The sequence below is a fragment of the Anaerophaga thermohalophila str. Valhall genome (genome assembly GCF_000250735.1).
GTDB lineage: Bacteria > Bacteroidota > Bacteroidia > Bacteroidales > Marinilabiliaceae > Anaerophaga > Anaerophaga thermohalophila_A.
Map to the genome: position 1 here is coordinate 1 of NZ_AHZV01000110.1, position 15,863 is coordinate 15,863.

Below are 15,863 nucleotides of genomic sequence, written 5' to 3' on the forward strand. Positions count from 1 at the left end.
TTAAATTCATTTGTTCCATTCTAAACTTGATAGCTTCTATCGGGTTTGGTGCTTTTACCGGATAATGTTCTTGCTCATACTTTTCTACTAGCAAAGATAAAAGTTCCATTTCTTCACCTTCCGGGCTATCAGGTTCTATCGCATTTTTATTGCTATTGATCAAATTATAAATACGTTCACAAACTTCGTTATATTCTTGTTCTGTCTTTAATATTTTAGTTTTCATAACTTCCTGTTTTTGCGTCTATTTTATCGTATTCTTCATGCGTTCCGAACCAAACCACAAAGACTATTTTCAACTTATATTCTATATCTACAATCAAGCGGTAATCATTGCCTTTTATATTGAATACTACTCGTTTTGAACTTATTATACTGGCATTCCCATATTTCGCTTTCAGTTCATTTGCATTATTCCATGTTGAGAACCTAACCTCTTAAACCCAGGCTTTTACAGGTTCTTCAGCCTTCCTGTATTTGCTTTGCCTGCAATACTTGGTTAATGTTAATTCTTTTATTATTCTCATACTTTAAAGATAGTATAAGTTACCAAAAAGGGTAACTATATTTGTTTTTATTTCAACGGATGATACTTTTCAAGTTCTTTCTGTAAATCTTTAAGATTATCGGTTCTATATCTTTCCGTGAAGTTCAAATTTTTATGCCCTGCCATGTATAGTACCTCACATAAATTATGATGTTTCAGCCAGTTTGTAATAACCGAAGCCCGGATTTGTGGCATGCTTTTTAACCTTGGTTCGTAGCGGTTTATCATTTTTTTATTATGGATATACCGCGGATTAGCCGTTTTTTATGGAACAGGTAGTTTCCTTAAATTTCTTCATTTAAAGATTTTCTTTCAGTTAAAAGACATTCATGAGGGAGTATTTGAAAGGGTTTTAAATCTAATATCCTTTTATAAGACGCTGGAAAATATTTTTCAAAAAAAACACGAATATTGGGAGTAAGACATTATGTTTTTCAGTTGAAGCCTGGGAAAAAGCCCTACATGGGATTTAGTCAACTTAAACAGCAGGTTGGTTGGTTTTATGTGCTAAGTACACCTAATGTGCTTTTTGGTGAGGATGTTTAAAAAAACAATTTTTTACTCTGTGGGACTCTGTGTGAACACCGTGTTACTCTGTGAAACAATAAAATACACAGCCTTTCTCAGAATAACACACGGGGCTGATAAACTGCCCCAATTTATTGGGATCAAACAATTCGGATTTACCTCATTGTCGTGTTTGCTTTTAAAGGTGTTCGGTGAGCTCGTAAGTTCGTTTCTTTATGAAAAACAATCTGATTTTCGTAAAGAAATTTTCTTGAAGCGAAACTGCTTCCGGATCGTGAAAAAGTATTCAGAACGTATATAAATACTTGATTTTATTAAATTTATTTCATTTCAATCGGTGCCGCATTAATTGGAATTGCTTTAATCGATGCCTTCATTTGTGTGTATTACCCTTAAATAATGTAAAAAACAAGAAAAATTCTCATTGGTCATTAGATTTGAACAATTCATCAAAATCGCTCATTTTTTTAATTTTTCACTTACAGTTACTTGCAGAAATTTACGCCATTTTTTTAAAAAAATACACCTCGGCTGCGCTGAAGATGGGTTATATTAGCACTGTTAAAAAAAGTATAAAAAAGCACATAAATCTTCATTACTTAAAAATTTACACTTTCTCCCGGGTAGAAATTTTTGTTTCATAAACGTAAATAGCAAAAAAAATTAAAATTAATTACGGAACAGCACAGAACAAATGACTTTAAAATTGTAAAACAACAAATTATGAATTTTTAAAAATTGAATTTCTTAATCAGAAAAATCACTTCAAATGAGAAAAACGGAATTTTCATTAAGGAGGACAGTTTTCGGATTGTTCTTATTTTTATCGGTTTCCTTTGTTGCAATGGCGCAACAACAGGTGACGGTGACTGGAAAAGTCACGGACAGTGATGGCGGCCCATTACCCGGGGTCAACATTGTTGTGGTTGGAACTACGGAGGGTACGATTACCGACATAAATGGTAATTATATCATTGAAGTACCCGGAGATGCTGAATTACGGTTTAATTTTATTGGTTTTGAGTCGCAGGTTATTCCTGTAAACAACCGGACGACTATTAATGTAACCTTACAGGAAGATGTGCAGACGCTTGATGAGGTGGTCGTCGTAGGTTATGGTCAAATGAAACGGAGTGACCTGACCGGTTCGGTGGTATCGGTATCGGAAGATGCCATCCAGCAGTCAGTACCAACTTCCATAGATCAGGTATTACAGGGCAGAGCTGCCGGTGTACAGATTCAGCAGAATTCCGGTACGCCTGGTGGTAGCTCCTCTATTCGTATCAGGGGTATTAACTCTTTAAATGCTTCTAACGAACCCATTTTTGTTGTCGACGGGGTTATTATTGATGGTTCTACCGGATCGAGCACGGAAAATGCTCTCGCATCTATTAATCCTAACGACATTGTTTCCATGGACGTATTGAAAGATGCGTCTGCTACTGCGATTTATGGTTCGAGAGCTGCCAATGGAGTTATTATTATTACTACCAGGCAGGGAGAAGCTGGCAAGTCGCGTGTTTCTTATGACGGTTATTACGGCTTGCAGGAAATGCCCACAAAGTTGGATTTGCTCAACCTGAGACAATATGCACAGCATAAAAATGACCGAACTGATGCCGGCATTGTTGAAGCCGATGATTATTTTGTCAGAGCTGATCTGTTGGGAGAAGGAACCGATTGGCAGGAAGAACTTTTTCAGGTGGCTTCCATGCAGAGCCATAATCTTTCTCTGACAGGAGGAACCGACAAGAGTACGTACGCCCTCGGAGCCGGGTATCTTGACCAGGAAGGTATTGCCATCGGTTCGGGCTTTGAGCGACTCAGTTTACGCGGAAATTTTGATTCCGATGTCAACGATTGGTTAAAACTGGGTGTCAATTTTGCTCTGAGTAACTCAGAGCAGCAGGTGACTGTTGAAGATGCGTCCCTTATTGAAACTGCAATGAAGCAGACACCCAATGTTGCTGTTCGAAGTGCCGACGGTTCGTTTGATGGTCCCGATACGGATATGTATGTGCAGACCAATCCGGTTGGTTTGGCAATGCTTCGCGAAAACCGAAATGAAAAAACAAATATCCGAAGCAATGTTTTTGGTGAGGTTACACCACTGGAGGGACTCACTCTGAAAACCGAGTTTTCCAGCGATCTTGGCGTCAACAATACCTACGAGTTTAATCCTTCCTATCAGTTTGGTGCGATTACCAATGAAGTGGTGGAATCAGAAAGAGCAAAATCGTATAGCAAATTCTGGTCGTGGCGAAACGTTCTGACATTCAATCGTTCTTTTGTCGATGTTCATAATTTGAATTTTATGCTTGGACAGGAAATGCAGAAGTCGCATTGGGAGTATCTTTACGGCTATCGTGCCGGTTTTGTCAGTAATGTCGGGCATGATCTGAATTTAGGTGATGGTAATACAGCTAGGGCCAATGGCTCAAGTGGAGGAAATGCCATTGCCTCTTATTTCGGCAGAGCTTTCTATTCCTTTGATGATCGCTATCTTCTGACAACAACTCTCCGCTATGACGGTAGTTCGAAATTTGCAGAAGATTACCGTTGGGGCTGGTTCCCATCGGCCGCATTTGCATGGAAAATCTCCAATGAATCTTTCCTCAGAGATCATCCTGTTATAAATAATCTTAAGCTTCGATTCGGATGGGGACTGGTCGGTAACCAGAATGTCAGTTTCGATTATCCATATACGTCTACCATGGAGTCTGTTACTACCGTTTGGGGCACAGGACTGCTGAGTGGTAACATGGCCAATCCCGAGCTTCAGTGGGAATCAACCAATTCAAGTAATATCGGACTGGACATTAACTTGTTCCGAAACCGGATTGAGTTTATCGGTGATGTTTATTACAAAAAAACCAAAGACTTATTGCTTCAGGTGCCTTTGCCTGCCTACCTGGGAACGGAAGGACAAGGCTCAACTTCCCCACCGTGGGCAAATGTAGGATCGCTCGAAAATAAAGGGATTGAGCTGACACTCAATACGGTTAACATAGACAGGGGCGATTTCCTGTGGCGTACCAATCTGGTTTTTTCTCTCAACAGAAGCAGGGTGGTTGAGCTCGATACCGAGTCGAGTACGCTTGATAAAACCATACAGGAAGGTTCGGATATAACCATTGTAACCCGAACAGCCGTCGATGAACCCATTGGTCAATTTTATGGCTACAGGGTGATTGGACGATTCAATGAGGCTACCGATTTTTATTATAAGGACTCTGATGGAAATGTTAAACCCGTTGCGATACCAGAGGGTCTCGAAATTTCCGAATCCGGAGTATGGATTGGGGATTACATTTTTGACGACAGGAACGGTGATGGCGTGATTAACGATGAAGACAGACAGTTTATCGGAAATCCCGAACCCAAATTTACCTATGGTATTGGAAATACCCTCTCATTTAAAGGTTTTGATTTGTCCGTATACTTAAACGGAGTCTATGGAAACGATGTGCTGAATTATCAGAAACGGTGGCTGGAAAACCCCAGGGAGAATCATAACCTTCTTACTTCGGCCCTCGATTATGCACGTGTTGAAAAAATTGATCCCGACGGACCGGTCGATTTCAGGAATATGCATGTCACAGGCGGTGATCCCATGATGCCGCGTATGTCGGCGTCGTCATCAAATGCCAACAACAGGATGAGCGACCGTTTTATCGAAGACGGATCGTTCCTGAGAATACAAAATATTTCGTTGAGTTACACGCTTCCGGGCAGATGGTTGCGGAACTTGTTTATGAATAACGTAAGAGTGTATGCCAAGTTGCAAAATGTCTACACTTTTACCAAATATTCGGGATACGATCCTGAAGTTGGCGCTTATCAGCAGGATGCTTTGATGAGCGGTATTGACAATGCCCGTTATCCATCGCCAAGGATTTACACTTTTGGTGTAAATCTGAGTTTTTAAACCTTTAAACATTGTTGACAATGAAAATTAACAAGATATTATTGATATTATTAGCCATTGTTGCAGTGAACATTACTTCCTGTAACGATGACTTTCTAAATATTGAACCTGAAGACAGATTATTACTGGAGAACTTCTTTGCCAGTGAAAGCGATCTTAAGGTGGCCACAGCCCCTCTTTACAGTAAGGTTTGGTTCGATTTTAATGATAAGTTTTACTACGGGCTGGGCGACGGTCGTTCAAACAATCTTTTTGCGCCTTATTCGGATTATATTTATCCGTTTACAAACTTTACGGAGACCTCTCTGACCGGACCGCTTGTGTCGGCCTGGCAGTCGTTGTATAATGTTGTAGGGCAAAGCAATAATACCGTTAATAATATCAGAGACAATTCAGCCGGCGATATCAGCCAGGAGGCAAAGAATGCGGCTATTGCTGAAGCCCGTTTTATGCGGGGTACTGCATACTGGTACCTTACCTCTCTCTGGGGAGATGTACCTATTATTACCGATAATGCAGCTCTGGTAAATAATCCTATAGTGCCGACTAATCCGCGCAACGATGTTTTCGAGTTTGCCATCCGTGATCTTGAATTTGCAGCAAAGCATCTTCCCGAAACACCTGAACGTGAAGGGCGTTTAACCATGTGGAGCGCTTATGGTATGTTGGCAAGAGTCTACCTTTCCTATGCGGGATTGCATAACGTTGATGACCGGAACGGCGGAGTTCGTGATCCCGAATATCTGGAGCTGGCACGTAAAGCAGCCCAAAAAGTATGTGAAGAGAGTGGTCTGGAACTTCATGAAGATTATTACGAGCTGTTTTCTCTGGAAGGAAACAACAGTTCCGAAGACCTCTTTTCTTTGCAATGGGTTGGCGGAACCAACGAATATGGAATTATCAATACCCAACAGGCATATTTTGCCTGGAATTCCGAAATTACCGGCGACGATGCTGCCTGGGGCTATTATACTTTTGCTTCGTGGGATATGATCCGTGAATATGACCCCGAAGAAGATATTCGTCTTTATACCACTTTTGCCACCTATGGTGCCGAATATCCCGATATCAACAAAGCCGCCGGCGGATATCTTTATGAAGAAACCGACCGCTGCAATGTAAAAAAAGGTGTTGTAGGTTCACCAAAAGATACGGACGGTGTTGTGGCGAGAATGAATTCAGGTCTGACAACAAAAATGTTGCGACTGGCAGAGGTTTACCTGCTTTATGCCGAAGCTATTCTTGGCAATGATGCTTCAACCACAAATGCAACGGCATTAGAATATTTTAACAAAGTGCGGGAGCGTGCCGGAATGCCTTCAAAGGATGAAATTACCTATGAAGATATTCGTTATGAGCGAAGAATCGAGCTTGCCATGGAAGGCCAGTACTGGTACGACCTGGTTAGACGTTCCTATTATCGTCAGCAGGAGGTTCTTAACTATATGAATAATGAGCAGGACAGAGCAGTCACCTATGAATGGGACGAGTCATCGGGAAAATATGTGCCCGGCGATTTGAATACCGCCCAGCAGGTTGCAACAGCTACTGTCAAATCGCTCTTATTACCATATCCCGAATCGGAAATGGTACAAAATCCGAAACTGAAAGAAGACCCTGTTCCTTACGAGTTTACTGAGGAGAGAATCAACCTGTTTGAATAATGTTATCGATTGAACTTTTTAAAAACAATGAGTATGAAGATTCAAAAAAATATATGGCTTTTGCTGGGAGTTTTAATCGCTACAATGGGTTTTTATGCCTGCGATGATGACGATGACCCTGCAGATAGTTCTCCCATCACGGTGTCGGCAATTTATCTTCAGGATGCCGAATCGGAAGTTCCCGACAGGGAAGTTCCTTTTGCCCGGCTTGGGCAGGTTATCAGAATTGAAGGCTCCGGCTTTACAGGATTGAGAAAAATTTATGTGAACGGATACGATACTTATTTTAATCCTGTTTATGTGACCAACAATAATATCCTGTTGAGACTTAGCCGGAATACGCCTACTATCGATGCTGAAGACAATGTCCGTAATACCATCAGGCTTGTAAAAACTGGCACCGAGTATGTTTATGAATTTGAAATTCGTGCAGCAGCACCACAAATTTCGAAACTTTCACATACGCTTCCGCAGCCGGGAGAACCTTTGATTATTTATGGCAGCGGCCTGGTCGAAATTGAGAAAGTTGTTTTTCCGGGCAATGTTGAGGTTACCGAAGGTATCGTTTCCGACGAAGACGGAGAATTTGTAACAGTTGTTGTGCCTGCCGGACTTACCGAATCCGGGTCTGTTTATGTTGAAGGAGCAAATGGCGGTGCCTATTCACCGGCTTACTTTAATTTCCGGGAAGGCATTATTCTTGACTTTGATGGAAATGGCCAGCAGGGATACTGGGGTGATGCCGAGAGCATGATTGTTCCTGAGGATTTGAAGTCGGAAGTCATTGGAACAGGTAATATTTCACAGGGAACTTATGTTCCTCACCGTCCCGACAGAATCGAATCTTTCGGAGCCAACCAAAACCGGCTTACCGAAGTATGGACTGCAGGCAATGATGTTGATGACTGGCGCGGCCAGTTGACGCCACATATTCCCGCATCAACACCTGTTAATCAGGTGGCGTTCCAGTTCGATATTTATGTCCCTGATGCCTGGGCGAATACCGGATTCCTGAAAATTTTGCTTATTAACAGTTACAATGGAGGAGAATGGAGCGGTTACACTTATAATTACGTACCCTGGATTGTTGAAAAAGAGGTTGTCCCGTTTGAGACCGACGGATGGGTGACAGTTACCATACCGTTTAGTGAGTTCTATGCATTTTCTGAACCTGAAGAAGGTGAATCGTTTACTTTTGAGGACGTTCTTTTGGCCCGCGAAAACGCAACATATAAAAACTTTGGTTTCTACTTTGAGAATTCTGATTTTACTTTAGCGGATGTAACAGGAAATGATTCGGATGAGACAGAGTTTATTTCTTCCGAAACGTCTGTAGATGTGTATACCGATAACTGGAGAGTTGTTCCTCTTGAGCAACTCGTATATACCGATTTCCCAGCTGAGGAGGAAACGACAGAGGAATAATAACTAATCAAAAGAATACGAACTATGAAATACATAAAATTAATATCGCTTTTTGCAATCCTTTCATTTATTGGCATATCCTGTGAGGATACCAAAATGGAATGGGAAGAACGCGATCCGGCTTCGAAAATAACTGTTGCCGAGATTCCTCTTAAAATGGAGGAAAAGATAGAACGCTATGATGCTTTGAAAACCTACACCGACATGAAACTTGGTGTAGGGGTGGTAGCCTCGCTCTATATGGACGACCAAAGGGTTGACAGTATTGTCAACGAAAATTTTGATGAAGTTGTTGCCGGATACATTATGAAGCACGGGCCTATGGTACAGAGCGACGGTTCCCTGGATTTTACGGCGGCGGATGCTTTTGTTCAGAAAGCCAAAGATGCCGGCCTGGATGTATTCGGACATACCCTTGTATGGCACCAAAACCAGAATGCCGCATATCTGAACGGGTTGATTGCACCGGAAGTTATTCCGGGTCAGGCCGGCACTAATCTGCTTTCAAACGGTGACTTTGAAGAGAATATTACCGGTTGGAATTCATGGGGTGGCGCCAAAGAAGTTGTTGAACATACAACCGATGATGCCGTTAGTGGCAGCGGAAGTTTGAAAGCTGTCACCGGAGACGGAGCCGCTAATATCTGGGATTTGGAAATCCAATCCGAAGATGTTCCTGTCGTTGAAGGTCATCGATACGAAATTACCTTTTTTATCAGATCGGAGGGTACCGGTCATGTGCGTCTTGCTTTTAATAATATGAATCTGGAGTACCCCTGGATAAACGGGGCCGAAACCGTGGAAACGTCTTCTGCATGGCAACAGGTAACCTATAATGCTGAAACATTGGGTGAGGACTTGATGCCTGCCGAAGGAGCCACCACTATGAATTTCCGTTTTGATGTAGGTGCAGACCCAAACATGACTTATTATATTGATAATGTGGTTATGGTGGATATTGATGCCGAAACCCAGCCTGTTAACTATGTGCCAAATGGAACGTTTGATACCGACATGAGTGGTTGGAGCGTATGGAATGGACCGACAGAAGGACTGACGCAGGCAACTGAAGCAGAAGCTTACGAAGGCACAGGTGCCATGAAGATGCAGCACGATATTAATGACCCCGGTAATCAGTGGAAAGTGCAGGTACATACTGATTTTACAGAGACACTTCCGGCAGGAGACTACGTTGTATCTTATTATATACGCTCCGATGCTGCCGGATCAGTTCGTTGTTCAACCACTGGTACTGCATATTATCAGGGGGATCAGCCAACTTCTACGACCTGGAGTTTGATAGAATGGCAAATTACTTCTGCTGATGATATTACCGGTCTGAACTTTGATCTGGGTGCCATTGCCGGTACCTATTATATAGACAACGTAATGGTTACTCCTGCAGATGGACAAGGTTCAGGGGGTTCTTCCGGGCCGACAATAATTGAAAAAACCGATGAGGAGAAGACTCAGATTATTACGGATGCTCTGGAATCCTGGATTGCTGAAATGGTTGGCCACTATAAAGATGACATTACAGCCTGGGATGTGGTCAACGAACCAATGAATAACGACGGAACGTTGCGTGATGGTAATGTAAGTGATCCGGCAAATGACGAGTTTTACTGGCAGAAATACCTGGGCGGGGATTATGCCGTTATGGCTTTTAATCTGGCACGTCAGTATGGTAACCAGGACGATATCCTTTTTATTAACGATTATGGTCTTGAAAGCAGTATCCCCAAGTGCGAAGGGTTAATTGATTATGTAGAATACATCGAAGATCAGGGGGCAAAGGTTGACGGAATAGGAACACAGATGCACATCACCATTAATTCCAATAAGGACAACATCGTGCATATGTTTGAATTGTTGGCTGCTACAGGAAAACTAATTAAAGTTTCCGAGTTGGATGTTCAGGTACTAACCGATGCTCCAACCTCTGAAGATTTTGAAAAACAGGCCGAAATGTACCAGTTCGTGGTTGACAGCTACCGGGAAATTATTCCCGAAGCACAACAATACGGGATAACCGTGTGGGGTCTCAGTGATGCCGAGCAGGAACATGAAAACTGGCTGCCCGATGATGCACCTTGTTTATGGGATGCGGATTATGAGCGTAAGCTGGCTTACAAAACATTTGCCGATGGCCTCGCCGGACGCGATGTAAGTGAAAATTTTACCGGAGAATTTCAATATTAATTTGTGTCTGACTATAGAGGGGAAAAGTTTCCTGCTTATCATGTGTCTGTTCAGAAAGTGCCAATTGCAAGGCTTGCGAAGCCGCCAAAACCGGAGTTTACTCATCGTAAATGAGTATTTTGGCGGCAAGCGTAACGAAGCAAGTGGTACTTTATAGCCTGACACTAATTAATTATCCTTTCCCTGGAACTATGACCCGGCAGGTTTTTCCTGCCGGGTTTTTTATTGGAAAACCATCCGACTTTTAACCTGCTTTATTCAGATAATGATTCATTATTATCATTCGAAATTTAACATTCTTTTAAAAGAATAACTGTGTTTTTAATAAAATAGGGAAAATTTCCACCTTTTTAGCAGAAATTTTCACTTTTTTTAATAAAAGTGCTCGCATTAAATAAATTTCTACACCTCCTTAAAACTTGCCAACCTTAAATTTGTGTGATGCTTTTACACCATGGCGGAGAAAAGAGTTAAAATATGAGAAAAGTGTCGTTTCGATGTGTAAATACGTTAAACACATAAACACAACAGCACAGAACAATCTTTATCTCATGATACCGGAAACGTTGTCGTTTTTTAATTTAAATCTATAAATCGTCAAAATTTCAATCTACTAATCAACAAATTTATTTCCCATGAGAAAAACTGATGTATTTAAAATAAAGAACAATGCTCGCATTGTTCTTTTTCTTATCGGTATCTTTCGTTGCTCTATCGCAAGAGATAAGAGTAACGGGAACAGTGACTGACACCAACGGGGATCCGTTACCGGGTGTCAATATTGTGGTGCAGGGCACTACGACAGGAACGATTACCAGTGTAGACGGGAATTACAGCATTGAAGTCCCGGGTGATGCTACGTTGGAATTTAATTTTATAGGGTTTGAATCACAGATCGTTCCTGTGGATAACCGGCAAACCATCGATGTCGTAATGCAGGAAGAGCTTTTGTCGCTCGATGAGGTGGTAGTGGTTGGTTACGGTGTTCAAAGAAAGAGCGATGTAACCGGTTCTATAACCTCTGTGAAGGCAGAAGAGCTTAGAGACGTGGCATCTTCCAGTATTTCAAAATCCTTACAGGGCAAAACAGCCGGTGTTGAGATTCAGAACATCGGAAATAAACCCGGAGGTGAAACCCGCATTCGGGTGAGAGGAAACCGGTCGCTCACCGCCAGCAATGATCCCTTATTGATTGTCGACGGGGTGCCCTTTAGTGGTGATTTGAGTGACATTGCATCCGACGATGTAGAGTCTATCGAAATACTAAAAGACGCTTCGGCAACCGTTATTTATGGTTCGCGGGGGGCCAACGGGGTTATTCTGGTCACTACTAAACGTGGTAAAGCCGGTAAACCCCGGGTTACTTATAATGGTTATACCGGTTTAAGTAATGTATCACGATATTATGACGTATTCGATGCAGAAGAATTTATTAAACTCCGCGATGTTGCCGGGCATCCGTTCCTTCCGGTTGAAATTGAGTCTATGATGCTTGGTCGTGAGACCGACTGGCAGGATATCGGGTATCAGTCGGGCATGGTGCATAATCACGAAGCCGGGGTCAGTGGTGGTTCAGAGGACACCCAGTATTCATTTTCCCTGGGTTACTACGATGAATCATACGTGATTGAGAATATGGGCTTCGAGCGTTACAGTATGCGTGCATCAATAGATCAGCAAATTGGTGACAGGGTCAAAGTCGGCCTTTCGACAATGAATGTGTTGGCAAACACTGACGGTGAGACTGCCGACCCTACCTGGTCGCTCGTTTCATTGTCCCCACTGGCAGTTCCATATAATCCGGACGGGTCTTTGGTTGAACAGCCAACTTATGGTGTTGATGATACTTATAGTCCTCTAACCCTCCAGGATGAGAGCCGTTGGGGAGAGGAGCGCAGGAAGTTTACTTCCTTTAATACCGGCTATTTACAGGTTGACATCTGGAACGGTATTCAATACAAATTAAATGCAGGGCTTGACTTTACTGCTAATAAATACAATAATTTTTACGGCAGTAACACTCCGTTTCAGAACGGGGCACTTAGCGAGGCCGAGGTCCAGAATCTCGATAATCTGGCATGGACTATTGAGAATATGATTCTGTGGAATAAGACTATCGGACTTCACAGGTTTAATTTTACAGGAATGCAATCAGTGGAGAAGAGTACCACTACATCGTCAATGTTTAATGGTACTAATATCGCTGCTGATTATTTGCAGTTCAACAACCTTTATTTGTCCGAAACAGTGCAGGCCGACCAATACAACAACTATTTCTCGGAATGGTCCCTGCAGTCATTTATGGCTCGCCTGAATTATGTTTATGACGATCGTTATCTTATAACACTTACCGGACGTGCCGATGGTTCATCCCGTCTGGCCGAGGGAAACAAATGGCATTATTACCCGGCGGTTGCTGTGGCATGGAATGCATATAATGAGTCCTTTCTTGAAGATGCTGACTTTCTTACCCAGTTAAAAGTTCGTTTGGGATATGGCCAGACATCAAATACAGCTATCAATCCCTACAGTACATTGGGCGGATTGTCATCTGTAAAATATAGTTTTGGCGACGATGGTGTTACCGGTTATTATGTTTCCTCATTACCGAATCCTAACCTGGGTTGGGAGTATACAACTTCCTACAACATCGGTCTTGATTTTGGTTTTTTCCGGGGGCGTTTGTCCGGTTCTGTTGACCTTTATATGCAAAAGACCAATGACTTGTTACTTGGTAAGTCATTACCATATACCACTGCTGTTACCGGAGATTTTATGGAAAATGTAGGTGAAACCGAAAACAAAGGACTTGAAGTTGTTCTGAACGGAGTTATTTTTGACGGGAGCTCAGTTGGAGGCTTAAAATGGGACCTTAGTACAAACTTTTTCCTTAACAGAAGCAAGATCGTATCTCTGCAATCCGGAGTAAAAAGAGATGTTGGTAACGGTTGGTTTGTTGGCGAGCCGATTAGTGCTATTTATGATTATGAAAAAATTGGTATCTGGCAGTTAGGGGAAGAAGAGGAAGCCGCAATATATGGAGCGCAACCCGGGGATATTAAAATAAAAGACCAGGATAATGATGACCAGATTACAGATGAAGACAGAGTTATCCTTGGTTCACAAGAACCGGATTTTTCCGGTGGTTTTACATCTTCCTGGGAATACATGAATTTCGACCTCTCAGTAGTTGGGTATTTCAGGGTTGGTGGTACTATTATTAGTACCCTACACATGCCCAACGACTATGTTAACCGTCTTGACGGCCGACGTAACGGTATTAAAGTAGACTACTGGACAGAAGACAATCCGACTAATGCTTATCCTAAGCCAAAGAATGACCCCGGACCATATACAAATACCCTGGGGTATTTCGACGGCTCATTCCTTAAAATCAGGAGTATCAATCTGGGTTATACTTTCAAAAACTTGCTTAATACCCGGTCCGATTTGAGGGTTTATGGTTCTGTGACGGATCCCTTTGTTTTGTTCTCACCCTATCTTGATGAGGGAGGCGTTGATCCGGAACCCACCAACAGGGCAGAAGACCGAAACGATGCCCTGGGATTGCCTGCCGAAGATCTTGTCATCGGACTCAACACGCCTCCGGTTACCAAGTACATCTTTGGGCTAAACTTTAGTTTCTAAACATGAAAATGAATTAGAATATGAAAAATAGATTCTTAAATATAATAGTATTGGCTCTTTTCCTTGCAGCAACAACTTCCTGCAATGACTTTCTTGAAGAAGAACCAAAATCACAGCTTTCTACCGATTACCTGGAGTCAGCCGAAGGGGTAGAAGCAGCAGTTAATGCAGCCTATTCATCATTACGTTATTTCTATACAGGGGGTGGCAGTGAGTGCGGCATAAAAATGACCTGTTACGGAACCGATGAATGGCAAAAAGGGCCTGATGGTAACGAGGTTCTTAGTGTATACGGAGATGGTATTAAATCTGCGGGAATCTCTATGCCCTGGACCTGGGGATATACGGAAGGAATTAATCCCTGTAACGCGGTGCTTGCCTATGCACCGGATATCAACATGCCGGAAGAGGATAAAGTTTATGCCATGGCACAGGCAAGTTTCCTGAGAGCTTTCTGGTATTTTATTCTGGTACAAACCTATGGTGAGGTAACGTTAACGCTTGACTTACCTGCCGAACCGACCACTACAGCAGAAAGAAATACTCTGCAGGAGTGCTTTGAGGCAATTAAAGCCGATGTTGACTATGCGGTAGATAATCTGCCTGCTCAACCAACCGAACCCGGAAGGGCTACTCAGGCAGCGGCATTGCATCTGAGGTCAAAACTTTACCTCTGGAAAGCCACATCGGATGTAAGTGCCGGAAATTCCGACTATCAACAGGCTTATGATGATGCCATGGAGATTATTAACAATCAGGGCAGGTACGGTCTTGCTATTTTCCCCGATTTCTTTGAAATGTTCTATCCCGGGAATGAGCATAACAGCGAAACTATTTTTACCTGCGAAAGAAACACCGATGTTCAGTATAACGACTATGCCGATGACAACTTCAAGAGCAATATGGCCAGTTTTTACTTCAGGCCCAATTACAATGTGCTGGTAAGTGGCTTGTCGCGTTCAACCGGTTATTATTATGGTCGTCCTTGGCATCGGCTGAGACCGACGGATTATTTGCTGGAGCATGTGTTTGCTGACCGTACCGACGATAAACGCTACGAAAACTCTTTCCAGACAGTTTGGCTGTTTAACGATGCCGATGCAATTGATGATCCTAATTTCTCGGTTGGTGATACGGCAATCTGGCTTCCGGGTGTTGAAACCGGGTATAATACCAATGCTCATGCAAAGCTGATTTTTACACCAAGTGAATATTATGGTGGAGAAAACAGTGAAGGGTTATCTATTTTCCCTGCTTTAACAAAGTTTAATGACATTGATCGTCCTTCTACCCAGGATCCTTCAGTTCGTCCTATAGTTATTTACCGGTTGGGCGAAACTTATCTCAATGCAGCCGAAGCAGCAATGTATCTAAATAAGCCCGGTGAAGCTCATGACCTGGTGGCTGTTATCAGAGAGCGGGCTGCCTACGATCCCGATCGGTCAAGTACTGAGAATGCTGTTGCTGCCCAGCGTTTGGTTAACCGTATTCCTGTCCTGGATGGAAGCGATGATGCCCGTAACTGGTTGCTCGATGAAAGAGCACGTGAACTTGCCGGTGAATTTGTGCGCTGGTACGATCTGACCCGTTCAAGGACTGAGAGCGGAGAAATTCAACTGGTTGAACGGTTGAACGAACATTTACCTTCTACGGGATATCCTGTTCCGGCATCGGGTAATGTTGAGGATTATCATGCCTTGCGACCGATTCCTCAGGAGCAGATTGACCTGACGACTAATGAGTATCCCCAAAATCCGGGATATTAAGAGTATGAAGGATGAGGAAATGCTATGCTATGCTTCTTTATATGGTATAGAAATAAAAATATTAACACATGAAACGAGTCCCGATTACTCCCCGATAAATCGTGGCAGGCAGGGACGAGTTCCATTAGACCATAAAAATAAAATTTTATACTAAT

Annotated in this window: 8 protein-coding genes and 1 pseudogene; 6 read left to right on the forward strand and 3 right to left on the reverse strand. The window is 42.6% G+C overall.

Features of this window, described 5'->3' with window-relative positions; translation table 11 throughout:
- The 3 genes and pseudogenes from OQ5_RS0105870 to OQ5_RS24305 form a co-directional block, all read right to left on the reverse strand.
- A partial coding sequence (locus OQ5_RS0105870; RefSeq protein ID WP_016776590.1) for a helix-turn-helix domain-containing protein occupies positions 1-226 on the reverse strand: 226 nt, incomplete at its 3' end.
- Positions 216-422 (reverse strand): annotated as a pseudogene (locus OQ5_RS25240) (type II toxin-antitoxin system HigB family toxin); the annotation flags it as partial. The pseudogene OQ5_RS25240 and the gene OQ5_RS0105870, both read right to left, overlap by 11 nt.
- Before the next feature lie 152 nt (positions 423-574).
- Entirely contained in the window at positions 575-775 is a 201-nt protein-coding gene (locus OQ5_RS24305; RefSeq protein ID WP_016776592.1) for a hypothetical protein, read from the reverse strand.
- Between the two features lie 1,069 nt (positions 776-1,844).
- Here OQ5_RS24305 and OQ5_RS0105895 point away from each other — a divergent pair.
- The 6 genes from OQ5_RS0105895 to OQ5_RS0105920 all read left to right on the forward strand — a co-directional run bounded on the left by OQ5_RS0105895 (position 1,845) and on the right by OQ5_RS0105920 (position 15,708).
- A complete protein-coding gene (locus OQ5_RS0105895; protein ID WP_016776596.1) occupies positions 1,845-5,003 on the forward strand; it encodes a SusC/RagA family TonB-linked outer membrane protein in 3,159 nt (1,052 codons plus the stop codon).
- Between the two features lie 20 nt (positions 5,004-5,023).
- Complete coding sequence (locus OQ5_RS0105900; RefSeq protein WP_016776597.1) at positions 5,024-6,667, forward strand: RagB/SusD family nutrient uptake outer membrane protein; 1,644 nt, start codon at positions 5,024-5,026, stop codon at positions 6,665-6,667.
- A gap of 33 nt (positions 6,668-6,700) precedes the next feature.
- Positions 6,701-8,092, forward strand: a complete 1,392-nt coding sequence (locus OQ5_RS0105905; RefSeq protein WP_016776598.1) for a glycan-binding surface protein — start codon at positions 6,701-6,703, stop codon at positions 8,090-8,092.
- Between the two features lie 24 nt (positions 8,093-8,116).
- On the forward strand, positions 8,117-10,294 hold the full coding sequence (locus OQ5_RS0105910) for an endo-1,4-beta-xylanase (protein WP_016776599.1): 2,178 nt from the start codon (positions 8,117-8,119) through the stop codon (positions 10,292-10,294).
- Positions 10,295-10,963: 669 nt separating this feature from the next.
- Positions 10,964-13,942, forward strand: a complete 2,979-nt coding sequence (locus tag OQ5_RS0105915; RefSeq protein WP_016776601.1) for a SusC/RagA family TonB-linked outer membrane protein — start codon at positions 10,964-10,966, stop codon at positions 13,940-13,942.
- A gap of 20 nt (positions 13,943-13,962) precedes the next feature.
- Positions 13,963-15,708, forward strand: coding sequence for a RagB/SusD family nutrient uptake outer membrane protein (locus tag OQ5_RS0105920; RefSeq protein ID WP_016776602.1), 1,746 nt, complete (start codon positions 13,963-13,965; stop codon positions 15,706-15,708).
- Positions 15,709-15,863: the final 155 nt, after the last annotated feature.

Coding starts and splice junctions, on each gene's coding strand:
- OQ5_RS0105910 (WP_016776599.1), top strand. CDS start 8,117: ATGAAATACATAAAATTAATATCGCTTTTTGCAATCCTTTCATTTATT.
- OQ5_RS24305 (WP_016776592.1), bottom strand. CDS start 775: ATGATAAACCGCTACGAACCAAGGTTAAAAAGCATGCCACAAATCCGG.
- OQ5_RS0105920 (WP_016776602.1), top strand. CDS start 13,963: ATGAAAAATAGATTCTTAAATATAATAGTATTGGCTCTTTTCCTTGCA.
- OQ5_RS0105905 (WP_016776598.1), top strand. CDS start 6,701: ATGAAGATTCAAAAAAATATATGGCTTTTGCTGGGAGTTTTAATCGCT.
- OQ5_RS0105915 (WP_016776601.1), top strand. CDS start 10,964: ATGCTCGCATTGTTCTTTTTCTTATCGGTATCTTTCGTTGCTCTATCG.
- OQ5_RS0105895 (WP_016776596.1), top strand. CDS start 1,845: ATGAGAAAAACGGAATTTTCATTAAGGAGGACAGTTTTCGGATTGTTC.
- OQ5_RS0105900 (WP_016776597.1), top strand. CDS start 5,024: ATGAAAATTAACAAGATATTATTGATATTATTAGCCATTGTTGCAGTG.